Genomic DNA, 25,324 nt, shown 5'->3' on the forward strand with positions numbered 1-25,324 from the left:
AGCATCACGACCGGTTCAACAATAGCTGTGGGTGCGAATATAAAGGGAATGGTGGACAAACAACATCCTAACCGTGCTGGAACAAGCGGAATGGTAATTGTACAAACCCCAATTGAACTTCTTCCCGAAGAATATATCAGTTGGGAGTTTAACGGTCTGAGCAATACAGGTATTTCCATGGATGCTGCACTGCTAGGAACAGCATTAAATATCCTAGGAACAGGCAAAAATGGAGCAATAGCGCTAAGTATTAATGCCACTAAAGCAGGCGAATATGAAATCGGAAGTAATGCTGAAGAAGGAAAATCGTCCATTATGGTTAGCCAGTCAAATCAGTCACAAGTAATATTTCAAAGTTTTTACAGTATTTGTAATCAACCCGGCGTTCAATATGGCAAAGGAAAAGTAATTATTGAGACCTTTGGGCCCATTGGCGGATTCATAAAAGGTAATTTTTCTGCCCAAGTTTACGCACCATCAGGCTGTTCGCCATCAGGAAAGCTTGTGACTGGAAACTTTAAACTTCGAAGAAAAGCATAAATAATAAAAAGTATTTAGACCCGCATTTAACCGATATTATACCCTTTTAGCAGTTGAAATAAAAACCTGTTTAGCTAAATTTTTAGGGAGTATCGCTAAAAAAGGCGCCTAAAATAAAAAGAATATTAAAAAATATGGAGAGCAATAAAACCATAATCACAGATTTATAAATAGAATCTGGAATGAGAATATGCCTTGGTCAACTTCTCCGCAATATACAGCAAGACAATACAAAATAAAATCATAAGTAAGTATTTACTTTGCAAGCTGTAAAAAAGATCACCGAGGTGTTTTAAATAATAAGAAACTACTGGAGGAGTAAATTGCTAATAGATTTGATGCTTAGTTTATTGTTTTTTCAGTCTATTGATCGAATTGCTAAGTGTCAAACTGATTGGGGGTGGAAAGGAGCTTTCTTGCTATTATTCTACAAAAATATAAGAATTTTCATTTCCATTCTCAGTAACTGTTTTAGGATTTTTTGGATCTTTTATCATTCTATTGTCAACGACAAAAACATAGCTTAAATGACCTAGTTCAACTTCTGTTTCGCCAATCCATTTATTCTTGACTTTTTTTAATAAAAAGCTTTTTCTGCTGAAAGAGTTAAAAGTTCCGGCGACCGCCACCTCCTTCGCTTCATTAAAACCCTCTAATTGAAAAGTAACTTTTCTTAGAACAGGTTTTTTTAATCCATGGATCGCTGCTTCTAACTCAACTGTAGTCGATTGATTTTCTGAAGAGGAAAGTAATTTTTTCAATGCCAATGAGTTGGCTTCGTATAGCGCAAGAATAGATTTAACCTCTATATCCGGTTTAACACCTGTATTTTCCCAATTTGTATTACTAACAGAACTTATGCTAGCTGCGTAAGGAACTGTGATGGAGAAATTAGCATTTATTTTCTGCATTTCAGATGGATTTGCACCCCCCCTTGTTAGCTCACCTACAACAACCCCGCGTTTCAGCTGCTGAAGATTATAGGCGAAAGCTTCTCCCCCCGAGAAAGTTTTTCCACTGGTTAACACATAAATTGGTTTATCTACATACAAACTTCCCGGTACATAACCGTAAGTCCAAAATTGCTTTAAGGTGTTCGTTTCCCGAGTATAAAAGTTATCGATGTGAACCGGATCTTTAAAGAAATAGCTAAAAATAAATGGTATCGTGTTTTCATCAAGGCTTCCCCTACAATCCCGAAGGTCTATAATCAAAGCCTTAGTATTTTTCACGTAATTCATTGCAGCAATTAAGGTATCTGCACAATCTCTCAATGGTCCAAAAAGCGGAATACTAACATACCCAATATTTCCCTCAAGGATAGCCTTCTCCTTGATGCTGTAGTTATTTTCGATCATTAGATTTTTCAACCATTGATCTCTTGATAATTCTCTTTTTATAATCCCTTGGTTATCTGTTTTGTTTGTTTGTTTATACAAAATCTTTAAATGCTGATCTCTTGTGATTTCCTGTAGATCACGTGTTAGGCGAAATGCAAATTCATTGCCTGTTGATATCGTATCGTACTTGCCTTTAGTGTAATTCCCAGAAATCGTACTATCAAGTTTGGGTAAGATATCTGGTGAGATATATTTAACCTTAAGAATCTCAATTGTTGAATTGATGGTTTGCTTTTTTTGCTCTTCGCTGAGCTGGGCATATCCATTTAAAGAAACAATCAGGCTGATCATGAGCAAGTACGTTTTTAACTTATATTGTAAATGCATCTTTTTTAAAAATTTGATTATAAATAACTTAGGTGCGATCTCTAGACCAATATAATGAACGTAGTTATTTTAATGTGTGCAGGAAACACCATTTGATTCGTTTTCTGTTTTCTTAATAAACATCAATTAAGATTAAGGCTCTCAAGTTTGAGATCTCTTATTGGAATATCTTTATTGTGCTTAATAGTAAATAGTCAAGTGATTAAACTCTTAAATAACATTAATTTAATATTGCCTGGGTACCAAAGATTCTCTTAAAGCATCTATCTTTGCCAAGTTTGGAGAGTTGGATAATATTCAACAAAGTGACACTAGAACAAAAAACTTGTCTCAACAAAATAGAAATATAGGGGAGCAAACTAACTATTGCAAACAGTGAAAAATACCATAATGATTTAACACGTAGCAATTGATCTTACTTTTTCCATTATAGCGGTCTTTGTGAACCTTTTTAAGAAGTACTTAGGACTAATTCTGACTGAATTTAGAATGAAATGAAAAAGAATAGTCTATTGATTATAAGATTATTTTAAAATTTTAATGTGTTTTAGCTAGTAGGGCATTGCATTTGAAGTCCTTTTTGCTATCTTTGCATTATGAGTTTTGCAGCTAGTAAGTAAAACAAAATGTAGTGAGTGATTCAGTGAGTAATAGAATATAAACTACATAAAGACATTGAAAGTCAGTATGTTATGAATCGATTTCGATTCCCCTACGGGCTACAGATCGAAAGATTAAAACTTAAAAAAGCTTGCAATTCATATTGTAAGCTTTTTTTGTCTTTTAGTATCTACAAAACCAATACGAACTTCCAGGAAAAAAAGGGTGTCATAAGCATTTTATCTAGCTACACGATTCACTTAAAACCTTAATGCAGTTAATAATTCCAGCAATAACTAAAATGAAAAAGAGCCTAACAGAATTGAAAAAGGACGATTGGAATAGACTTTTTCCCGTCGAATTAGTTGATCATAATCCTGAATGGAAAAATATATTTACGGCCGAAAAACAACGGATTTTAAGTAAGATCGGAAAAGAAAAGATTTTACGAATAGAACATTTTGGCAGTACAGCTATCAGCTCAATCAAATCTAAACCTTATATTGATATAATAATTGAGATTCCAAAAGAATTATTGTTCAACAAGGAACTAATTGACGAATTCTCAGCACTAGGCTATTCACATTTTAAAGTTCCCTCAAGAGAAAATATAGCGGAATATTCAACATTTGGAAAAGGATATAACATTGATGGAAAGAACGAACAAATTTTCCATATTCACATGTGCCCAAAAGACAATGCAATGTGGGCGCAAATTGACTTTCGGGATTATCTAAATTCTAATAATAAACGGGCAAAGGAATACGAAGAGTTAAAACTTGAATTAGCATCTAAATTCAGAAATGACCGCGGCTCGTATGTACTCGGAAAAACATCCTTCATTAACGAAACTATAAATTTAGCAACTAAAAAAATGACAACATTTCCGGTTATAGCCTCTACTCTTTCTGCCAAACAATTAGGAGATTTTGTGAAAGATAGATATGGCCTAGACGACAAATACAATTGTACCCTATTCAGAACAGGAATGAATCACACGTATTTTCTTTCCAATACCGAAACGAAATACGTTTTGCGAGTTTATAGTCATAACTGGAGGTCAAAAACCGAAATTATTGAAGAGCTTGAACTTCTGAAATCATTGAAGAATAAAAATTTAAGTGTTTCTTTTCCAATTGAAGATAAAGACGGAGCATTCATTCAAGAAATAAATGCTCCTGAAGGAATCAGATACGTTGTACTTTTTTCCTTTGCTCAAGGTGAGAAAATTCGATTTATGGACAACGAAACCTGTTTTCGAATAGGTTCTCTAATGGCAAATATTCACAACCATACCGAAAACAAGAACATTAACCGAGTATCTTATCATAAGACGTCTCTTATAGAACTACCTTATGCGTATTTAAAACAATTCTTTTCAGACAACTTGCCAGAAATGGAATTCATTAGGGAGCTTGGAGAAAATTTTCAAAATTCAGATTTTGATAATACGAAAACCGGAATTATACATATGGATATATGGTATGATAATATGGCCGTTACAGACGAAAAGGAGATTACGATTTTTGACTTTGACTTTTGTGGAAATGGATGGCAAATTTTGGATGTTGGATATTTCTGCAAACAACTGTTTTTCATAGAATCAGATAAAGAGCAGTATGAATTAAAAATGCAAAGCTTCTTACGTGGATACCAGAGCAATAGATTTTTATCTGAAAAAGAGCTCAGCTTAATACCAAAAGCAGGCGCTTCTATTTTTATTTTTTATCTTGGCGTACAGGCACAAAGATTTGATTGGTCCAACATATTTTTGACAGAAAACTATCTTAAAATGTTTGTCGGAAGAATTAAAGCTTGGATGGATTATTACACAAAGAACGAAGTCACTGGGGCTATATAAGAAATTACAGGTATTTTGTCCTATTGGTAATTAAAATGTAACGTATTAATTTTACCTTTAATATTCCAAATAATAAAATTTTATGAAGGCACATACGTACGAAACACAATCGACGATTACACCTGAAAAAGCATTAGATTTCCTGAAGGAGGGAAACCAGCGCTTTGTTAATAATCTGAAAGCTAACCGCGATCTACTCGAACAGGTGAACGCTACGCGTGAGGGACAATGGCCATTTGCCGTGGTGCTAAGCTGCATCGATAGCCGTACTTCAGCTGAACTTATATTTGATCAGGGATTGGGCGATATCTTCAGTATCCGGATCGCCGGAAATTTTGTCAACCAGGATATTTTAGGCTCGATGGAGTTTGGTTGTAATGTGGCAGGTTCTAAACTTGTTGTCGTTCTAGGGCATACCAAATGTGGAGCATTAAAAGGAGGATTGGATGCAGCACAGATCGAGGGCATGGGAATGGATAACCTAAACCATTTGATTAACCATTTCGACCCGATCATTAATGAGGTGATCGATCAAGGGGAAGAACGTTCTTCTAAAAACAGTGTGTTGCTTGAGAAGCTAAATCAACAGAACATTAAACATGCGATCCGTGACATTCGCAGACAAAGCTCAACGCTCCGTAAACTTGAAGAAGAGGGTAAAATTAAGATTGTTGGTGCAAACTATGACGTTGAAACTGGTAGCGTAAGTTGGATGTAAGTTGTAGAAACTGACGCACAGGTTTTGTCGGTTATAGAAGATGGACAACCCTACCTTACTTTAGGTAAGATTAGGTATCCCAAGATTCGCTGATCATAAGTCGAATGGGGTGTACACTTCTTAAGAATAAAAGAAAAAGGGAGGTGCTAACTCATTTTAAAGTTAGCACCTCCCTTTTTTGTTCTATGTATAAATACTAGAGTTTAAAGCAGGAAACATTTCCCGCAAAATCAGCAACATAAATCAAATCGCCATCTACTGTGATGTCTGAAAATATAGGCGAACCCAGGTTGAATTTTGATAAGAGTTTACCTGCTTTATTAAGGACGTAGACATAGCCGTCTGAAGCACCAAAAACTAACTTGTCTTTGACTTCAATGACTGCTGATTCAACTGTGCCGACCAGTTTATGGTTGTCAGGACTACTGTATGCAGAAGAATAGACAAGCGCTTCTCCTGTGGGAAAATGCCACTTCTCTTCCAGAGTCTGTAGATCATAGGCTTTTATTCCGTTGGTGGAAGTTGGCATAACCAAAAGGTTTTCACTGATCTTTGGTGCAGTCATCACCTTAAAATCGTCGGTTTTAATGCTCTTCTGTAAGATTTCTCCCGTTTTTAGATCGATCTTAAAGATGCCATTGAGGCCGGTCGTATAGATGTAATCCTTTTGAGCTGTTATCCCGCCACTTCTAAAACGTAAACCATCTTCCTGACGTTTCCAGAGCAGTTTTCCGGTATGGATATCAGAAGCACAGAGTGCATTCCAGTTGTATCCAGCTAAAAGAACTTGACCGACAACCGATAGCTCTGCTGGAGTAGCTTCTCCGCCTGACGGTTCTACACCTTCCCATAACGGTTTGCCTGTATGGATATCAATTGCCGACATTCGTTTTCCTAATCCAGTATAATAGATCCCGTTGTCAAGCGCAGCGCCAGAAACAAAGGTCGGGAGACTTGGAGCCGAAGGTTTCTTTGTCCACAGGATTTTGCCTGTATTTGCATCTATCGCATAGACATTGGTTTCAACATCAGTGGCCAACAATATACCATCGCTGAAACGTAATTTATGCTTAATGGAATTTATAGTTGGCAGAGACCATAATACTTTTCCACTCCGTCTATCCAAGGCTTTGATTGCATGACTGGTTCCTATGCCATCATCCATTGTGGCTATAAAAAGTTTATCGCCAATAACCAGAGGACTTGTTTTCCAGATATTTCCATTGACTGAAGTGGACCACTGTAGTTTGATCTTATCATTTTCTGCTGGCGCGAGGCTAAACGTTTCTTTCTTTAGGGTCTGTTCACCATTCTCGTAGCGAATCGTGATAAGTGCATCGTATTGTCCTTTGTGATTTTGTTTTTGGAAAGGAACATTTGCTTGCCATGTCCAATCTCCGGAGGCTTTCAGCGCAATTGAGCTTATGCGATTTCCGGTCTCATGTGCGGATATTGTGAGGTCTACGCCCTGTATTTGTCGCTCACTATCGTAGGCGTTGACCAGTATAGGCAGCGTTTGGTCTGCATTTAACGACTGATTGCCCACGGGCCGTACCAATTGGACGTGATCACGTAGGTTTGTGTAGATCGGCTTGATATTCTTGATACCTTGTTTGTCAATATCGACGACAACAAACTGTGCGGCAGAATTATCAATACCACCTTTGTTAGGGGCATTGGAACAAACCACATAGACACCATTTTGTTTAAAGACGAAATTGTTGTGCCAGTGTCCATAGAACCAGGCCTTAAGGTTGTATTGCTTTAAATCGATCTGTTCTTTTTCTCCTTTAAGTACAAAGTCAGGCCCTACAAAGAAGTCATGGTTAATAAAGATCAAGGGCTTGGATTTATCCATGGCAGCTAGATCTTTTTTGAGCCAAGCTATGATCTGATCAGCGGTGTAGCTGGGTTTATAATCGCCATTTGGCATTGGTGTAACGACGAAGTGAGCCGGCCCGGCGTCGAATGAGTAATAAGTCGGTCCAAAAAGATCTTCAAATAGCTTCTCGCCATATTCACCTTTGACAAGATCATGATTGCCGACGGTATAGTAAGTCGGTCTACCCATGAGTTCACTGTTGACCTGCTTGGCATGAAAAAGCATGCCCGGTTCATAGCAGATATCTCCGGTATGCATGATCAGACTTGCACGCTGTTGCTTGGCGTAGTTTCTGACATTATCAATCCAAGGTCCGTATAGCGGCGTTTCTGTATCCGTAATTTGGATAAAGCGTAGAAAATCGTTTTGTTGGACCGCATCTTTGACTAAAGCGAAGTCTAGATTTTTGGCATCCGCGCGCAATGGAATGTAATGTGTTTTCGTAGTCTTGTAACCACTGGGTACAGTGACAGACAAAAAGCGGGCATTGGGGTTATAGGGCAGTGTATATGTTCCGTCTCTGTTGGTTTTTACCACATCATAGCCATCGGATACTGTGATTCCGCCTAGGAGATTCTCGTTCTGTTCGAACAGGTTATTCGCATTCTGATCTTCAAAAACCCGGCCGACACGTTGTTGTGCAAAAAGGGAGGGAATCGGAAGGAGGCAGCAGGCAAGTAATTTGAGTAATTTCATGTTGTTTAAATAAAAAAGCTAGCTCCGGTTTCAGAGCTAGCAAAAAGTGAATAAGGTTATTAACTATTTATCCCATCCAAAGGCTTGTTTTAGATTGGGATTCAATGTTATTTGTCCCAATGGGATTGGTTTGTAATAGTATTTTGGGGAGACAAATGACCGCTTATTTTTTTGGTCAACAGTCATCATAATATACCCCGAAGTACCATTGCTGAGGTAAAATGCACCTCCATCGAGGTAATATTTTACGAGTTTGGTTTTTACAGCATCCGGTAACTGGTCGATTGGACCTGTTGCTTTCTCATTTTCAAGAATGGCGATATCCGGATTTCCATCACCGGTAACATCCATGGCGCCTAATGCAGGGACGTAGATTCCATGCGGGGCAACGGCTAGCAAGTCTCCTGTTTTCCAGCGTAGCACATCGTTGAAGCGGAAACCTTCACAGGCAAGTTCAACACGGCGTTCACGACGGATTTCTAACAAGGCTCCTTTATTGGCTCCTTGAGCGTTCGGATAGCGTGCCGCAAGAACAGGGTCTACCTGTGTATTGGCCGTTGCTAACAGTAAGGCTGGTACACCGACGCGTCCACGTAAAACATTCACGGTTGCATCCAGATCAGCTTGTGTAAGCGTACCCAATTCAGCTTTCGCTTCAGCATTGATAAGCAATACTTCGGCATAACGCATAATAGGAAGATCGGTGTAGTTTGCGTCCCAACCACCACGGAGAGCAGGATCTCTAGGGTAGAATTTAATCTGTAGATATCCACCAAAACTAGGTTTTATTAAATAAGCCGTAGGGTTATTCGGATCAGTCTTAAACCCAGCTGGCATGATGGTTTCAGCCAATCGGGGATCCCTGTTTTGAAATATTTGCGTAAAGGTTTTCGTTTTGTAATCCGGAGTCGATGTAAACGATTTTCCGTCAGCTGTTAGGAATTCTTCCATCAATTCTCCGCTTAATGCCCACTGCCAGTCCAATACCGTGTGTGAATTGTTTGCAATACCTAGTGAACGATCATTCTTTTGGATAAAAATCGCTTCTGTATTCGAAGAGAGATTGTTGCTGCTGAACAATGTTCTAAAGTCAACTTCTTTGGCGCCAGTGTTATGAATTTTGTATTTCCCAGAATTTATAACTTCTTGGGATGCTGAAGCTGCTCTTTTTAAGAACTCATCTGCAGAAGCTTGTAAATTTAGCTCCTCGTGGTATTTACGGAATGTTCCTTCGTGTAAGGCAATGCGCGCTAACAGTGTTAATGCAGCGCCTTGTGTGACACGTTCTTTGAAATTACCGGCTACTTTATCTTCTCTGATATGAGCTGCGGCAAATTCAAGATCCTCCATAATATGTTTAACAACAACCTCGCGAGAATCTTGGTCTTTGTACATGGCTTCGTCCTCAGCGCCCAAAGCCGTATCATACCAAGGAACATTGTTATAATCGCGCACTAAATTAAAGTAGATGTAGGCACGAAAGAAACGGGCAATTCCAACGTAATGGTCTATTTGTGCTTGATCGCCGGTTACAGTACCAAGGTGATCCATCATATAATTGATGCGGCGTAAATTTTTCCATTCATCCGACCAGCCAGATGCGTTGCCTTGTGTAAGTGTACCACGGAGCATATTGTTGGTTGAGCTGCTTCCTGTGAATCCACCGATATTATCTGAGAAGATGTCGTCATATGATCCGCCAATGAATCGATAAAAGCCGTTGGTATAGGTTTTGAGATCTTCCGGCGTTTTAAAGAAGTTTTGGTCTGTCACAGCAGTCTTGTTGCTACGATCCAAAAAGTCTTTATTACAGCTTATTGTCAATAGTGATAAAGACAACGCTAGTGTAGTATAGTGAAATATTTTCATGAATATGCGTATTAAAACTTAACATTTAATCCAAAGGCATAAGTGCGTTGGAAAGGATATACTCTTGTACTGCCTAAGGCTTCGGGGTCTATGTTTACTTTGAGCCCTGAGCGTTCAAATAAATTTTCACCACTTACATAGAAGCGTACGGCCTGTAAGCCAATTCTTTTTGTGAAATTCTGCGAAAGGCTATAGCCGAAAGTGATGTTTTTTACCCTTAAATAGGCTGCATTCTGCAAGTAACGTGTATTAGGCATACCGAGTTCTTCTCCGTTATCTTCCGCACTGTACGATTTTATCCGTGGAAAATACCCATCTCTGTTATCTGGAGACCAATGGTCTAAGTTTTGCTTGGTCACATTTGTCCAGGGTTGCGCATAAATTCCCCAGAAATAGATTTGGCTTCCCGGTGGATACCAGTCTCTTTTTCCTACACCTTGAAGAAATACACGTAGGTCAAAGCCTTTCCATGAACCTGAAAGGTCTAAGCTATATGGGTATTGAATTTCTGAATTGCCGAGGATCTTGAGGTCACCATGGTCAGCAAGCGTTTGTTTTCCTTTGGTGATCTTACCGTCAGGTCCTCCATCTGGCCCGCCCGCAATATCCTTGAACTTGATGTCACCAACATAGAATTTATATTGTTGATCGTCCGTTCCTACGTCGGTTTGATTCAGTTTAGCTAGCTCATCCTCATTTTGGAAGAAACCATCTGCTTGAAGACCCCATATCTCACCGATGCGCTGTCCGGCATAATGTTGTCTAATATCGCCCGTTGGATTATCAAATTTGGTAATTGTAGCTTTGCTGTTTGCCAGTGTAAATGTAGCGTTATAATGGAATGGCGATCCAGCTAGGTCGAACTTGTCCTTCCAGCTAATGCGTAGATCCCAGCCATTCGTCTTCATGTCGGCCGCATTGAAGTTCGGTGCGTCGGCACCAAAAGCACCCGGAAGAGTTCTTCCTGGGATCAGCATACCCTCATTGGTCCGTTTGTAAATATCAAATGTCGTATTTAGGCGACTGTTGAGTAGATTAAAGTCAATACCTCCGTTGATTGTTGAAATACGCTCCCATGTTAAGGATTTGGCCACGACCAATGGTGGATAAAGGGAGATTGGGCGATTACCTTCAATAAGTCTAGGAATGTCGGTATCCACTGCCATAGACGGCAAATAAGGATAACTGAGTGGATTCATATTTTTATCATAGACGGTTTGATTGCCCAATTGTCCATAAGAGCCCCTTAGTTTCAAAAAGTTGATCGCAGATTTGAGCGGACTAAAGAATTGCTCTTCAGAAAGTACCCATCCTGCTGACACCGATGGGAAAAATCCCCAGCGGTCACCCTTTGGAAAGCGTGAAGAACCGTCCAGACGGCCATTGGATTCAATAAGGTAACGCCCTTTATAATCATAGTTCAGACGATAAAATACACCTTGCAGTGCATAATCGTCGATATTATGGGTAACTGTTGTCGCTCCACTACCTAAACCGATGGATGGTATGTCAGCCGAATAAAGACCATTTTTAAGGGCGTAATTTGTTTCGGTATTTCTATATTCTTGGTTATAACCGACTAAGGCACTTACATGGTGGTCATTAAACTGTTGCGTATATTGTGTATACACGTTGATTACATCATATCGGGTGTTTTCCTGCTGCTTATATGCGGAAGGTACAGTTCCACCTGCATATTGAGGCGTAGCATTCGGCCCTGTCTTGTACTGAACAGGACGATTATACCCATCTGTTACACCAAAGGAACGACGGAAAGTAATATCTGCGTTAGCTGTCCATATGTTTTTGATCAGATCTGCTTTGGCATTGAATGTTGTTTGGAACTCGTTGATATTTTCTTTTCTTCGTCCTCCTTCTTGTAATAGTCCCAAAAGGCCAGCACCTGCTTGCGTCCAGCTGCCATCCGGATTTTTTGGAACATCCAAAGATGAGGTACGGTTTACATTCCAAAAGAAATCACCGCCCATGAAAACTGGCGCTTCATATTGACGGCTTGTTAGTACCGTATTGTTTCCGAAGTTCAACCAAGGAGTGACCTGCATATCCATTTTATTGCGGACATTGTAACGGTTAAGTTTGTCATTTCCATATTTTAGCGCACCGTCGAGCTTGTAGTATTCTCCAGAAAATAAGTAACTTAATTTGTCCGTTCTTTTACCCAAACTCAAGTTGAGCGTGTTGGTTGGAGCCAGTTTTTTATAGGCTTCATTCATCCAGTCGGTTTGACCATAATAAGCCCATTTCTCTGGATTTGTGGGGTCTAGGATGGTGTTGGGTAAACTCGGATCCTGCTGAAGCTTTTTCGCATATTCACGTACGGCATCCGGATACAAATCATATAATGGGTAAGCTGCATCGTGTTTATATTGCATCACGGTAAGTGGATCTGTGACAATTTCAGGCAATTTGCCTGTGGTGCGCCATTGGGTGCTCATTCCTACATTTACCTGAAGTTTTTCGGACTTGGCAGATTTGGTTGTTACAAGAACTACACCGAATGCTCCACGAGCTCCATAGATTGCAGCTGAGGCCGCATCTTTTAAGACCGATACGTTTTCAAAATCATTTGGATTGAGTCTTGCTAACTCATCGCCAGTGACAGGAATGTTGTCTACTAATATAAGAGGCTCACCACCATTGATTGATGTGATACCGCGGATATTGAATTTTGCACTTTGCGAAGGATTACCGCTCGCGTTGGTGATGTTCAAGTTTGGGATCAAACCTTGTAGGGCAGCACCTAGATTGGTGACCGGTCTATTCTCAATTTCTTTAGCGGAAATCTGGTCAACGGCGCCCGTTAAATTGATTTTCCGTTGTGTACCATAACCAACGACCACCACCTCATCTAATTGTGATGTGCTCGTTTGTAAAGTCACATTTAATGTGCGTTGATTTCCCACCTGTACACGCTCTGTTGTGTAGCCCATATATTGAAATACCAATACTGCTTTCTCGGGTATCCGAAGCGAAAAATGTCCGTTGGCATCTGTTTTTGTAGATAATGCGGAATTTCCCTCTACAGACACCGTTACACCGGCAAGTGCTGCTTTTGAATCGCGAACTGTACCTGTGATTTCGAAATCTGTACGTTGTTTTTCGGAAATTACAATGGTGTTGTTGAGAATCTGATAGCTTAGATTCTGTCCTTTAAGTGCTTTGGATAGCACTTGTGAAATGGAAGCATGATTTGCATCCACACTGATGGGCTGCAGATTATTCAGCAGTTTTTCATCATAAAAAAATCGTAAGTCTGTTTGCTTAGAAATTTCTTGTAAAACTTTCTCAACCTTTACTTTTTTCAAGGAGAGATTAACTGTTTGTGCATTTCCCGAGGCATGTGCTCCCAAAGCAAGGGAAAGCAAAGAAAGAGTGCTTAACTTTATCATACATAAAGTTTTAAAGGCTGGAGGAACCCGGAATTCCCGTGTTTTCTCCTGCCTTTTCATTGGAGAAAAAAAATTCATAAATTAGAATGATTTTTGAGGTTTTAAATTTCTGTTGGTAATCAGTAAAATAAGCCTTGGATTTAACTGGGGATGCGTCAACATCCCCTTCTTTTGTTATTGCCAGGCGATAAGTCGATGTTTATGCCATAGATGTATTTTTTAGGTAGATAATCAATTTCATTGCACGATTACGTTCCGACCGTTGATGTCGAATTTTCGCCCTGTCGCTAAAGCAAGGATCTCCAATACTTCCGAAAGCTTGCTGTTTCTGCTTATGGAGCCTTTGTAGGTAGAAGCGTTGGTGATGGCTTCGATATTTTTAAATTCAACATTATACCAACGTGCAATTTGCTGCGTGATATCGTTGAAATTGCTGCCGTCGAAATAAAATTCTTCACGCTGCCATGCTGTATTTTTCGCTAGATCACTTACTTTGACCTGAATATCATTCGCCAATGTTGTCGCCTGCTCACCGGGTTTAATAATTGTCTGCTTGCCCTCTTTAAGAACTTTTACACTTCCCTCTACGAGTGAAGTGGACACTTCATTTTGATACGCGTTGACGTTGAATGTGGTGCCCAATACTTCGATTGTTGTGCCATTGGCGTGGATGCGGAAAGGTCGGCTGGCATCCTTAGCGACCTTAAAATAAGCTTCTCCCGTTAATGTAACTTGACGTTGATCTGCCTCAAAATGTGTTGGATAAGAAAGTTGAGTGAGCGAATTGAGCCATACTTTTGTACCATCTTCTAAAATGACCATATAAGTGCCGGCCTTGGGTACATCAACACGGAAATTTTTCCCAGCTATAGCTGTCGTTGAATTATGCTGTTGGACAAATGGATCTGCGAGCTGCTGCTCTTTTCCTGTCGGTGTTATAAGTTTTGCATAATGTCCTCCCGGAAGGATGTCGTTGTGAAAAGTCTTATTGTGGGAACGAACCTCCGCAGCCAATGTAAGCGGTATTTGTGCTGGTGAGGACAATTTTTGATAGAACCAGAAGCTAAACCCCGAAATGGCGATAAGCGTGGCAGCAACCATCCATTTAGATCGTACCCAGCTCATTCGTTTGAGCGGTGCGGGTTCATCAAATAGTTGGTCATCTAATCTTGCATTGATACGTGATGCCAGGTCGGGTGGATTTTCGTTCACTGACAGCTCGTTCTCGGATTGGTCCAATGTATAAAACCAACGGAGTACCTGTTGTTCTTCCGCAGCTGTACATTGGCCTTCCAAGTATTTTTTAAGCAAGGCTTTGGCTTGATCTGATGATTCTTGTTCCTTCATACAAACCTATAATCCCCTTATGCGAAGAGAAGTACCGAAGAAAAATCAAAAAAAATATAAATTACTGTATTACAGTGTTTTTAAATTGTGAGGTATTGGGAAATGAGACCGCATGACACAAGTTCGTCTAGCGGATTTATTATTTAAATCGAAGCTTGAGCCAGCCTAAAGCCAGGGAGATATTGTTTTTTACGGTTTGTTCTGATAGTGCAAGTTCCGTGGCGATATCTTTAATGGACATGGATTCTTTTCTGCTAAGCGAGAAAGCAGATCGCATTGTTGAAGGCATCTTGTCAATTTCTTGCTCGATAAGCACAGCGAGTTCCTTTGCCAATAGTTCTTCTTCAGATGTCGTGGTTAAAGTTTGTGTTTGAAAGGTCTTGGAGAGGTTTTCAGCACGGACAACTTTCCTTTGTTCATGAATAGTCCAGTCAATGATTTTGTACTTGGCTGTTTTAAAAAGATACGGATAGAGGGAGGACTCAATGTTTATTTTGTGTCTATTGTTCCAAAGGGCGACAAATACCTCCTGCAGGATATCTTCACAGTCTTCAACACAGGAAACACGGCGCTGTATAAATCGAAAAAGTATAGCAGAATAGCGATTGACTAATTCCGAAAAAGCATGACGGTCATTGGCTTGAATCCCAACGAATAGCACGGTGTCATCTAACTGTTCCATAATTACCGCAATTTGTGTACTCCCTTAGTTTAATTTAGGCCAAATTTATAATTGTGGTGTTAAGTTAGTATTAAAAACAAAAAATATGATAATGTTTTTTTTAATCAAACGATTGCACAAAATACGAGGTAACAAAAATCTTGATCTACTTGTTGCAAATTTAAGTAGATCAAGACCTGAGAAAGTAACCGATGTAATCAAAATAAAGTCCTTATAGACGGGCATCTACTGATTTTCGGTCGAGTATGCCCTTGATATCAAAAACAACGGATGGGTTCTTTTTTAAGTTGTTGAGATCCAAATGTAAAAATTCTCGGTGTCCAACGGCAAGTATAACGCTGTCATAATCTGCAGATTCAGGAAGAGATGACAATAGATCGAGATTGAAATGTGATTTCACATCATCTACATTTACCCATGGATCGTAGACATCTACCTTTAATCCAAACTCTTGGAGGTCATGGATCATGTCAATGACCTTGCTGTTTCTAATATCTGGACAATTTTCTTTGAATGTGATACCTAATACCAGCGCTTTGGCTCCCTCAAATTTGATATTTTTTTGAATCATCAGTTTAACAACTTTTGAAGCAATGAAAGAAGCAATTTGATCATTCACCTCTCTGCCAGATAAAATGACGTGGGGATGATAGCCTAGTTGAGTTGCTTTTTGAGCGAGATAATAAGGGTCTACAGAAATACAATGGCCTCCGACTAAACCCGGTTTAAAACGAAGGAAGTTATATTTTGTACCTGCAGCATCTAACACGTCCTGTGTATCTATGCCCACTCGGTCGAAGATTAGCGCGAGCTCATTCATAAAGGAAATATTTACATCACGCTGAGCATTTTCGATCACTTTGGCAGCTTCGGCAACTTTGATTGAGGGGGCCAAATGTGTCCCGGCTTCAATAATATTTTTATAAAGTCCATCTACCACCAATCCTGCCTCAGGCGTACTTCCGGAAGTCACCTTCATGACTTTTTGAAGTGAATTTACTTTATCGCCTGGATTAATGCGTTCTGGTGAATAGCCAACAAAAAAATCTTGATTAAATTTTAATCCCGAGAAACTCTCCAAAACAGGTATACACTCTTCTTCAGTACAACCAGGATAAACAGTAGATTCATAGATCACCAAATCACCTATTGTCAAAAGCTCTCCAAGCATTTTAGAAGCTTTTAACAAGGGGGACAAGTCTGGTGAATTATAACGGTCTATCGGAGTTGGGACAGTTACAATATAGACATTTGCATCTGCAATGTCAGCTATAGAATTACTCGCATCATAACCTTTGCTTTGGTTAGATGTATGGAATAAATCTCGCGCCCGTTTTAACTCTTTTTGATCCGTTTCTAGGGTGCGGTCAAGCCCTTGCTTAAGTTCTTCAATACGTGTTTTATTTATGTCAAATCCAATCACCGGGAAAAAATCGGAAAATGCTATTGCTAATGGCAATCCCACATATCCTTGGCCAATGATGGCAATCTTTTTTACCTTAAAATCTCTCATATATAGCTGTAAATATACGTTCTTTGCTTTAATTTTAACCCCTTGTCAACCAACCTCTGCGTCCAGCTGTCGCTATCGCATACGGTGTAATCCAGAATAAGCTGAAGGCATAAAATATACTGTAACTATAAGCCCAGAAAGCTTCTTTGGCGTCGGAGTTTTTAGAAGCAAAGAAATAGGCCTGGATGCTGGAAAATATTAAGATACCGACCAACGTTGAGCTTAAGAACATCAATGGATAATGAAATACTGTCCACAGCATCAAAAACATCATTGGATAAGACAATAATACTTTTTTCCATTGCATAAGCAATAAGATACGTGCCCCCCATTTAGGTCCCTGACGGAAATTCTTAAATGCAAATTGACTCATCGCAATGTTTTCGCGCACATTGCTTCGTTCCCAACGGATGAACATCTTGTACAGATTTTTGTAACGTACAGGAGTGTCGGTATAAACGTATGCATTGGATTGAAATAACACATGATAACCTTGTTTTAGGATCATATTGGTCATCGCGCGATCTTCACCGATATCAGACGGTTGCCCCATAAAAGTCTGGTTGATCCAATCCTCCAAACAGTTCATGACAGCCTCTTTGCGATAGCCGGACAAGGCTCCTGGTGTACACATGACCGTACCCAACATACTTTGCGCAGAACGTACAAACTCAAAGCTGAATACGAAGCTAACATTCAACATACGAGGTATAATCGCTTTTTTATTATTCAATACGCGCACATTACCCGCAACAGCTCCACATTCCTTGTTTGTTACAAAAGGACTCGCCATATTACGTATAGTATCCTTTTTAACAATAGAATCACTATCAACCGTAATAAAGATTTCTCCCGTACCTAACTTAAATCCACGGTACAAAGCATGTCTCTTACCCATATTCTTGGGCTGCTGATAAATTTCAACACGATCGCCCAATTCCATTTTGGCACGTTGTATCCAGGCAAAGGTATTGTCCTTACTACCGTCATCAATGGCGATGATCTGAAGTTTCTTCTCCGGATAATCACTGCTAGCCAAACTATGTAAGGTATCATAGACTAACTGTCCTTCATTATAAGCTGGAACAATAATCGTACAAGTAGGTAGCTCATCGTCCGATACAGAAGCGATGGGTTTATATTTACGATGTAGTACAATCAAAAAAATCAAAAAGCTAACGGCGATAGCAGCTAAAAATATACCTAAGGCGATCAGAAATGTTCCGCCGATGCTGTCTAAACGTTGGAAACGTAATGCATCAAAATCTGGCTGAAGCATGTATACGCCAAAAACTGACGCAAATAGTATAAAAAAAGTCACTCCAAAAATACCATATTCTTTTGGACCAAAGTTGCTTTCCTCGTTTTTGCTCACTGTATTATCAGATCGCTTTTCTCCTGCATTTACATCATATACAGCAGGCTTCCATTGTTTGGTCATCTGCTTGGATACGATCGAGTTTTCTTTCATGTAATTCATAACCGTTCTATTTTAGATATACATTCGTTCATTCTATATTTAATCGATGCCGCAATCGGTATCATTTGTAATGAAAATATTACGAATCCATAAACGCAAAACACATGCCTTTATTTTGTGCCAAAAATGACCCGACTGCTCAAATTGTAACGTTCTTGATACAAAATAACGTTACGCAAGTTGTTTGTTTTCAGTTTTTTAACTGTATTTTGTAATAAAAATTGATTAAAATATAATAACGATATGGGCAGTAGACTTTTAAGGTTTTTTAACATTTGCCTGCTGATTGTTAAGAGAAATTGACAATTTCTGTGACAAACTGTGTTGGAAAGGGGGCAATGGGTCAGGTGAAGAAATCAACTTAAGCCAAATAAAAAAAGCAAGGGATAGTGCAAAAAAAAAGACGCCTCTAAAAGAGAACGTCTTCAATATCATCAAGTTTTGGAATCGTCTTTATCCGCCAAATTCCATTAGATAATTTTTTAGAAAATCATTTAGATCACCATCCAGCACAGCCTGTGTATTGGATGTTTCGTAATTGGTCCGTAAATCTTTAATTAACTTATAAGGATGTAGGACATAATTTCGAATTTGGGATCCCCATTCTATTTTCTTCTTGTTGCCTTCAATAGCAGCGGAAGCTTCCTGGCGTTTACGCATTTCAATCTCATATAACTGTGATTTCAATAAGCGCATCGCATTTTCTTTGTTTTGCAATTGCGATCTGGATTCCTGATTTTTAATAATAATGCCAGTAGGTTTGTGATGTAATCGAACAGCTGTTTCCACCTTATTTACGTTCTGACCTCCTGCACCACCTGAGCGGAACGTGTCCCATTCGATTTCCGAATCCTTAACATCAATCTCAATATTATCATCGATCAGAGGATAGACATAAACAGACGCGAAAGAGGTATGGCGTTTTGCATTGGAATCAAACGGAGAAATCCGAACGAGCCTGTGTACACCGTTTTCTCCCTTAAGGTAGCCATAAGCAAAATCGCCTGATATCTGTAATGTTACACTCTTAATACCTGCAACGTCACCTTCCTGCGAATCTTGTTCGGTCACTTTATACCCATTTTTCTCGCCCCACATAATATACATACGCATCAGCATGGCAGCCCAGTCGCAGCTTTCAGTCCCGCCGGCACCAGCTGTAATCTGTAAAATTGCATCCAGCTGATCTTCTTCGGCGCTAAGCATGTTTTTGAATTCGAGTTCCTCGACTTGCGCTAAAGCTAGTTTATATTGGTCGTCCACTTCCTTATCACTCGCGTCGCCAGATTGGAAGAATTCATACATGACATATGCGTCTTCAACCGCCGCTGCAACTTCGTCGAAGTGGTCTGTCCATACCTTTTGGTTTTTTATGGCCAAGAGTATTTTTTCTGCAGCTTTGGAATCATCCCAAAAGCTCGCTTCAAGCGTAATAGCTTGATCTCTTTCTATTTCTTCTTTGCGTGCATCGATGTCAAAGATGCCTCCTCAGGGAAGTAACACGATCCCTCAAGTCTTGAATTTGTTCTTTTGTCATATCCGCTAAAGTAGAAATTTTAATTAATAAATTCGTGCTTCTATCGAATAACTTCGCGCCCAATATAGATTGCCAAATAGGGATAATTTGACCTTTTTTTTTTAGTTTTGGTATTGTCAACGGAATAAACCTTCATTTAAAGATCTACACGATATGTAGTATAGAAATACCGAAGGCTCTTATTGATGTTTAAAACAAATAATTTCAGTAAAAACAGTATGTTCCCAAAAATTAATTTTACAAAGACTGAGGCCTATAAGAATCTAGCGCAGCATTTTGATTCATTATCAGGTCTATCTAGCAATAGCGAAAAAAAAGATTTACGTGCACTTTTTGCCGCAGATCCCGCACGTTTTGAGAAGTTCTCGATCGCTTTCGAAGATATACTTTTGGATTACTCCAAAAATCGGATTACCGAAGAGACAAAAGTGCTCTTAGTCCAGTTGGCTAAAGAATGTGGTCTTGCTGATGCGATAGCAGCGATGTTCTCCGGTGAGCGCATCAACGTGACCGAAAACAGACCGGTATTACACACCGCTTTGCGAAATCAATCCGATCAACCCGTTTATGTGGACGGAAAAGATGTTATGCCCGACGTTAAACGCGTGCTGGCACAAATGAAAGCTTTTACGGAAAAGATTATATCTGGTCAGTGGAAAGGATATACGGGTAAAGAAATTACAGATGTGGTTAATATCGGTATCGGTGGTTCAGATCTAGGTCCTGTGATGGTAACAGAAGCATTAAAAGCGTATAAAACGCGCTTAAATGTACATTTTGTCTCCAACGTAGACGGTACACACATTGCTGAAACATTGAAAGCTGTGGATCCTGAAACAACCTTGTTTCTGATTGCCTCAAAAACTTTCACAACGCAGGAAACGATGGCCAATGCCCATACAGCCAAAGACTGGTTTTTGGCGAGTGGTGCCCTTCAGGAGGATGTCGCTAAGCATTTTGCCGCGTTGAGCACCAATACAGAAGCAGTACGTGCCTTTGGAATAGATACTCAAAATATGTTTGAGTTTTGGGACTGGGTAGGCGGTCGTTATTCCCTATGGTCTGCTATAGGTCTTTCAATTAGCTTGGCAATAGGCTTTGATAATTTCGAGGACCTTTTGAAAGGTGCCTACGATGCGGACGTTCATTTTAAGGAAACTTCTTTCGAATCCAATATTCCCGTGATATTGGCTTTGCTTGGGGTATGGTATAATAATTTTTTCCAGGCCGAAAGTCATGCTATTCTTCCTTACGATCAATATCTGCACCGTTTTGCTGCGTATTTCCAACAAGGGGATATGGAGAGTAATGGCAAATATGTTGACCGTAATGGTCAACAGGTGGATTATCAGACTGGACCGATTATATGGGGTGAACCGGGTACGAACGGGCAGCATGCCTTCTATCAGTTGATTCACCAGGGAACCAAATTGATACCTTGTGATTTCATTGCCCCTGCCAATAGTCTTAATCCGATCGGAAACCACCACCAATTGCTATTGTCCAACTTTTTTGCACAGACTGAGGCGTTGATGAATGGCAAAACGGAGGAAGAAGTAGTTGCTGAATTCAAGAAAGCAGGCAAATCGGACCAAGAAATAGAAGCGCTTAAAGCCTATAAAGTCTTTGAGGGTAATCGCCCGACGAATTCAATCCTGTTCAAAATAATGACACCACGTACTTTAGGACGACTTATCGCATTTTATGAGCATAAGATTTTTGTGCAGGGTGTGATCTGGAATATTTATAGTTTTGATCAATGGGGTGTGGAGCTAGGTAAACAATTGGCCAATCAAATCCTTCCGGAATTAAGTGACGCGAATACGGTTACGAGTCATGACTCTTCTACCAATGGATTGATCAATGCCTATAAAGCTTGGCGGGATTAAATTTATAACTAGGATCTAAAAGAGATCCTTGATACAACAGGACTGCCCTCAGAAAGTGACTAACTTTTTGGGGGCAGTGCTTTTTTGGGGCATTGCATGATCGATTCGTTTTTAAACTTGTTTATGCTGGATCCGAATGGCATTTAAAATCGCCAGAAGAGCTACCCCCACATCAGCAATGACCGCTTCCCAAAGTGTTGCAATGCCTCCGGCGCCGAGGATCAAAACAATGATTTTTATTCCCATCGCCAGGATGACATTCTGCCAGACAATACTTCGGGTTATTTTTCCAATTTTTATGGCCGACAAAATCTTGTGTGGCTCATCGTTTTGGATCACAACATCAGCAGTTTCAATGGTTGCATCAGCTCCCAGTCCGCCCATAGCAATACCTACATGTGCTAAGGCAACTACAGGAGCATCGTTTACGCCATCGCCGGCAAAGGCAACGCGGCGTCCTTGGTCAATCAGCTGCTGTACATGGCTTACTTTATCCTCAGGAAGAAGATCGCCATAGGCTTTGTCGAGTCCAAGTTCTTTGGCGACTTCATCTACCACCGCTGTTTTATCTCCAGATAACATAACTGTATACAAACCTTGAGCATGCATGGCTTGGATCACAGCTTTGGCATTTGGTTTAATTCGATCCGCAACAGTAATATAACCCGCATATTGACCTTCGATGGCAAGTAATACAATGGAGTATGCCATTTGCCTTAGATCTGCCGGATAGCTAATATCGAATTTGTCCAGTAACTTGCTGTTGCCCGCGAGTGTGTGCTTTCCGTTAACAGTGGCGAAAAGTCCGTGGCCTGCTATTTCCTGGATTTTCTCAGCCTGAAATGCAGCACTGCCGGGATGATAACTGGCGATCGCCTTCGCAATGGGGTGTGTTGAATGTGCCTCAATGGCTTTCGCATAGTTCAATAATTCCTCTGGATCTCCATTGACGGCAAAAACTTCGGTTACCTCAAAGACACCGGCTGTAAGCGTACCCGTTTTATCCATGACAACGGTATCGACTGAAGTGATGGCATCGAGGAAGTTCCCGCCCTTAAATAATATACCATTTCGGGAAGCTAAGCCTATACCGCCAAAATAACCCAGGGGAATGGAAACGACCAGGGCGCAGGGACAGCTGATCACCAGAAAGACTAAACTCCGGTAGAACCAGTCCTTAAAATTATAGTCATGAACAAAAAATAGGGGTGCAATAAGGACCAAGAGCGCAAGCCCAAAGATGATGGGGACATATATTTTGGCAAATCGAGCAATAAACAGCTGAGTTTTGGATTTTCGTGCAGTGGCATCCTGAACCATTTCGAGAATTTTGCTCAACTTGCTATCTTCAAATACGCTGGATACCTCGATTTCAACGACTGTTTCCAAATTGATCATACCTGCAAAAACAGCATCACCGGAATATTTTGTATCGGGTTTACTCTCCCCAGTCAAAGCAGCAGTGTTAAATGCCGCTTTTTCTGTTTTCAATTTACCATCCAGAGCCACTTTTTCTCCTGCTTTCACAAGGATAGTTTCGCCAATTTCAACATTTTTAGGATTGATCTGCTGTTGCTGCCCATTGCGTATGACCGTTACTGTGTCAGGGCGGATATCCAATAAGGATTTGATTGATTTCTTGGCATTGTCGACGGCAGTATCCTGAAACCATTCTCCGATTTGATAGAAGACCATGACCGCGACGCCCTCTTCAAATTCTCCAATGGCGAAAGCTCCCAATGTTGCAACGGTCATTAAAAAAAATTCATTAAAAATATCGCCACGACTTGCCTTGCGCAATGCCATTTGAATAACGGGGATTCCCGCGAGAAGATAGGCGATGCTATTTAAGGTCAAGTTGATGCCAAAGGGAAGGCTGATCTTAAAAGCATATTTCAATAGGAGTAAAGTAAGTAGAATGACAAGGGCCATGAGGAGCTTACTTTGAGCGATCCACCAAGGATGCTCCTTTGTTGGAAGGCCGTGCTCCTGTGTGTCATGGTTATGCTCGTGGTTGTGTTCGCACATATATCAGCGGTTCTTTTAAAGAATTAAATTTAGCGAATTCTGCTGTAAAAAGCGAGGGAAATGAGGATAAACTCACCCATAAGGATGATTATTTTAGACGATTATTTTAAAGGAAGTGGAACAGTAAACTATCTGTTTTTCAAACGACAGATGCTGTCAGTAAAGGAAGATGATGTCGGCAAGAAAGGGTGGCAATCGCTGAGCAATGAAAAGGCGTCCACATGTATTGATGCGGACGCCCGCTGCTATTTTATGAATGTATTTTTAATCTTTCGAAGTACTGCCAATAATCATTTCCAATATGGCAACGACAATGGCAAACAGCGCAGCGGTCCAGAATCCATCTACATCAAATTTGGAGCCGAGTAGTGAATCTGATAACAAGACCATCAATACGGTAATAATAAAGGAAATCAGGCCAAGGGTAAGCCAATTCAACGGGAATGTAAATAACCTTAAAATCGATCCCACAGTCGCATTGACAAATCCAATGACGAGTCCTGTAACGATAGCCCAACCGAATCCGGCAACGTGAGCGCCGGGGACAATCCAGCATGCAATTGCGACGACTACACCAGTAAGTAAAAGACTAATAATAAATTTCATAATATGTGCTAATTTATAAAGAGTAAATAAAGTAATAATATAATAACTATCGTGCAAACCCGATGCCAAACTTTGTTTAGATTATGAATTTAAGTCTTCTGGAGAAATGGGCGTTGATGGGCCGTTGGCGTGGATTAGTGCGGGCCGTCCGATTGGAGATGAGCAGTTTTAGAAATAAAAATATATGCAAGCATAGTAAATATTTTGTATATTTATTCAGAAGCTATGATGCTATTGTTATTTGGTGGTCAGTCATTATATTCGTTAAGTGGGGCGATTGCTGATGGTAGAAATGGATTGATAGGAGTGTTTGGGGGGGGGTAAAAGCGATCATATTGACAATAGGGCGGAAATTGAAAGAATTAAGTTCATAAAATAATAGACCCATGAAGAAAATTATGATGTCATTCATAATGCTGCTGACTACAGTAGCATTATTTGCGCAAACAGATCCCATCATCGGAAAGTGGGAAAACCCAAGTGGCGAAGGTCGCGTTGAAATTTACAAGAAAGGCGAGAAGTTTTTTGGCAAGCTCTATTGGCTGAAATTTCCAAATAATGAAGCCGGTCAGCCGAAGAAAGATATAAAAAATCCAGATAAAGCACTGCAGAGTAGAAATGTACAGGGACTCGAAATCTTGACCAATTTTGATAAAGATGGCAATACTTATGTTGATGGAAAGATCTATGATCCGAAGTCGGGCAAAACGTATAGCTGCAAGATGACCTTAAAAGGCGATAAGCTTGATATCCGAGGTTATGTGGGTGTGAGCTTGCTTGGACGCACCGAGACATGGAAAAGAATTAATTAAGATAGAAAATGGCTGCAAAATCAAAATAATCCGCTTGCATGGATAGGTCAGATTCCACCAAAAAGGCAATTTATTTCTAGGAAGTAAATTGCCTTTTTGGTTTTGTGCTGGAATTACAGTATTTTCA

General features: G+C 40.0%; 16 protein-coding genes. 5 read left to right on the forward strand and 11 right to left on the reverse strand.

The window, feature by feature from the left end:
* The first annotated feature begins 27 nt into the window (after nt 1-27).
* Nucleotides 28-540, forward strand: a complete 513-nt coding sequence (locus GVK91_RS16175) for a DUF6252 family protein (RefSeq protein ID WP_159730092.1) — start codon at nt 28-30, stop codon at nt 538-540.
* Nucleotides 541-962: 422 nt separating this feature from the next.
* On the opposite strand, the gene GVK91_RS16180 is transcribed toward GVK91_RS16175, so the two are convergent.
* Nucleotides 963-2,267 carry a S41 family peptidase gene (locus GVK91_RS16180; RefSeq protein WP_159730094.1) on the reverse strand — a complete coding sequence of 435 codons (1,305 nt, stop codon included), beginning with the start codon at nt 2,265-2,267 and terminating at the stop codon, nt 963-965.
* Nucleotides 2,268-3,138: 871 nt separating this feature from the next.
* On the opposite strand from GVK91_RS16180, the gene GVK91_RS16185 reads away from it, so the two are divergent.
* Both GVK91_RS16185 and GVK91_RS16190 read left to right on the forward strand, forming a co-directional pair.
* Nucleotides 3,139-4,728, forward strand: coding sequence for a GrpB family protein (locus GVK91_RS16185; protein ID WP_159730096.1), 1,590 nt, complete (start codon nt 3,139-3,141; stop codon nt 4,726-4,728).
* An 82-nt stretch (nt 4,729-4,810) separates the two neighbouring features.
* Nucleotides 4,811-5,446 (forward strand): carbonic anhydrase family protein, encoded by a 636-nt coding sequence (locus tag GVK91_RS16190; RefSeq protein WP_153845343.1) that lies wholly within the window; start codon nt 4,811-4,813, stop codon nt 5,444-5,446.
* Between the two features lie 196 nt (nt 5,447-5,642).
* Here GVK91_RS16190 and GVK91_RS16195 read toward each other — a convergent pair whose 3' ends face one another.
* The 8 genes from GVK91_RS16195 to prfB form a co-directional block, all read right to left on the reverse strand.
* Nucleotides 5,643-8,024 carry a PQQ-binding-like beta-propeller repeat protein gene (locus tag GVK91_RS16195; protein ID WP_159730098.1) on the reverse strand — a complete coding sequence of 794 codons (2,382 nt, stop codon included), beginning with the start codon at nt 8,022-8,024 and terminating at the stop codon, nt 5,643-5,645.
* Nucleotides 8,025-8,087: 63 nt separating this feature from the next.
* Nucleotides 8,088-9,893: a RagB/SusD family nutrient uptake outer membrane protein gene (locus GVK91_RS16200; protein WP_159730100.1), complete on the reverse strand. Its 1,806-nt coding sequence runs from the start codon at nt 9,891-9,893 to the stop codon at nt 8,088-8,090.
* An 11-nt stretch (nt 9,894-9,904) separates the two neighbouring features.
* A complete protein-coding gene (locus tag GVK91_RS16205; protein WP_159730102.1) occupies nt 9,905-13,303 on the reverse strand; it encodes a TonB-dependent receptor in 3,399 nt (1,132 codons plus the stop codon).
* Nucleotides 13,304-13,540: 237 nt separating this feature from the next.
* A complete protein-coding gene (locus GVK91_RS16210; protein WP_153845347.1) occupies nt 13,541-14,650 on the reverse strand; it encodes a FecR domain-containing protein in 1,110 nt (369 codons plus the stop codon).
* A gap of 139 nt (nt 14,651-14,789) precedes the next feature.
* Nucleotides 14,790-15,332: an RNA polymerase sigma factor gene (locus GVK91_RS16215; RefSeq protein WP_120335693.1), complete on the reverse strand. Its 543-nt coding sequence runs from the start codon at nt 15,330-15,332 to the stop codon at nt 14,790-14,792.
* A 211-nt stretch (nt 15,333-15,543) separates the two neighbouring features.
* Nucleotides 15,544-16,845 (reverse strand): nucleotide sugar dehydrogenase, encoded by a 1,302-nt coding sequence (locus GVK91_RS16220; RefSeq protein ID WP_159730112.1) that lies wholly within the window; start codon nt 16,843-16,845, stop codon nt 15,544-15,546.
* Nucleotides 16,846-16,879: 34 nt separating this feature from the next.
* On the reverse strand, nt 16,880-18,325 hold the full coding sequence (locus tag GVK91_RS16225) for a glycosyltransferase family 2 protein (protein ID WP_200845644.1): 1,446 nt from the start codon (nt 18,323-18,325) through the stop codon (nt 16,880-16,882).
* Nucleotides 18,326-18,778: 453 nt separating this feature from the next.
* Nucleotides 18,779-19,862 (reverse strand): peptide chain release factor 2 gene (gene prfB / locus GVK91_RS16230; RefSeq protein ID WP_153845349.1). Its coding sequence is split into 2 segments (ribosomal slippage): nt 18,779-19,801 and nt 19,803-19,862, totalling 1,083 coding nucleotides; the frame shifts between segments, so codons are not numbered across the junction.
* Nucleotides 19,863-20,080: 218 nt separating this feature from the next.
* Here prfB and pgi point away from each other — a divergent pair.
* Nucleotides 20,081-21,751 carry a glucose-6-phosphate isomerase gene (gene pgi / locus GVK91_RS16235; RefSeq protein WP_159730114.1) on the forward strand — a complete coding sequence of 557 codons (1,671 nt, stop codon included), beginning with the start codon at nt 20,081-20,083 and terminating at the stop codon, nt 21,749-21,751.
* 111 nt (nt 21,752-21,862) lie between these two features.
* Here pgi and GVK91_RS16240 read toward each other — a convergent pair whose 3' ends face one another.
* Both GVK91_RS16240 and GVK91_RS16245 read right to left on the reverse strand, forming a co-directional pair.
* The gene (locus GVK91_RS16240) at nt 21,863-23,779 is read right to left on the reverse strand and encodes a heavy metal translocating P-type ATPase (protein WP_159730116.1); all 1,917 of its coding nucleotides are present in this window, start codon (nt 23,777-23,779) and stop codon (nt 21,863-21,865) included.
* 264 nt (nt 23,780-24,043) lie between these two features.
* Nucleotides 24,044-24,385 carry a phage holin family protein gene (locus GVK91_RS16245; RefSeq protein WP_153845352.1) on the reverse strand — a complete coding sequence of 114 codons (342 nt, stop codon included), beginning with the start codon at nt 24,383-24,385 and terminating at the stop codon, nt 24,044-24,046.
* A gap of 386 nt (nt 24,386-24,771) precedes the next feature.
* On the opposite strand from GVK91_RS16245, the gene GVK91_RS16250 reads away from it, so the two are divergent.
* Entirely contained in the window at nt 24,772-25,197 is a 426-nt protein-coding gene (locus tag GVK91_RS16250; protein WP_153845353.1) for a DUF2147 domain-containing protein, read from the forward strand.
* Nucleotides 25,198-25,324: the final 127 nt, after the last annotated feature.

The organism is Sphingobacterium sp. 18053 (assembly GCF_902706145.1).
GTDB lineage: Bacteria > Bacteroidota > Bacteroidia > Sphingobacteriales > Sphingobacteriaceae > Sphingobacterium > Sphingobacterium paramultivorum.

Coding starts and splice junctions, on each gene's coding strand:
- GVK91_RS16245 (WP_153845352.1), bottom strand. CDS start 24,385: ATGAAATTTATTATTAGTCTTTTACTTACTGGTGTAGTCGTCGCAATT.
- GVK91_RS16190 (WP_153845343.1), top strand. CDS start 4,811: ATGAAGGCACATACGTACGAAACACAATCGACGATTACACCTGAAAAA.
- GVK91_RS16200 (WP_159730100.1), bottom strand. CDS start 9,893: ATGAAAATATTTCACTATACTACACTAGCGTTGTCTTTATCACTATTG.
- GVK91_RS16205 (WP_159730102.1), bottom strand. CDS start 13,303: ATGATAAAGTTAAGCACTCTTTCTTTGCTTTCCCTTGCTTTGGGAGCA.
- GVK91_RS16240 (WP_159730116.1), bottom strand. CDS start 23,779: ATGTGCGAACACAACCACGAGCATAACCATGACACACAGGAGCACGGC.
- GVK91_RS16225 (WP_200845644.1), bottom strand. CDS start 18,325: ATGAATTACATGAAAGAAAACTCGATCGTATCCAAGCAGATGACCAAA.
- GVK91_RS16250 (WP_153845353.1), top strand. CDS start 24,772: ATGAAGAAAATTATGATGTCATTCATAATGCTGCTGACTACAGTAGCA.
- GVK91_RS16195 (WP_159730098.1), bottom strand. CDS start 8,024: ATGAAATTACTCAAATTACTTGCCTGCTGCCTCCTTCCGATTCCCTCC.
- GVK91_RS16180 (WP_159730094.1), bottom strand. CDS start 2,267: ATGCATTTACAATATAAGTTAAAAACGTACTTGCTCATGATCAGCCTG.
- GVK91_RS16185 (WP_159730096.1), top strand. CDS start 3,139: ATGCAGTTAATAATTCCAGCAATAACTAAAATGAAAAAGAGCCTAACA.
- GVK91_RS16220 (WP_159730112.1), bottom strand. CDS start 16,845: ATGAGAGATTTTAAGGTAAAAAAGATTGCCATCATTGGCCAAGGATAT.
- GVK91_RS16210 (WP_153845347.1), bottom strand. CDS start 14,650: ATGAAGGAACAAGAATCATCAGATCAAGCCAAAGCCTTGCTTAAAAAA.
- pgi (WP_159730114.1), top strand. CDS start 20,081: ATGTTCCCAAAAATTAATTTTACAAAGACTGAGGCCTATAAGAATCTA.
- GVK91_RS16215 (WP_120335693.1), bottom strand. CDS start 15,332: ATGGAACAGTTAGATGACACCGTGCTATTCGTTGGGATTCAAGCCAAT.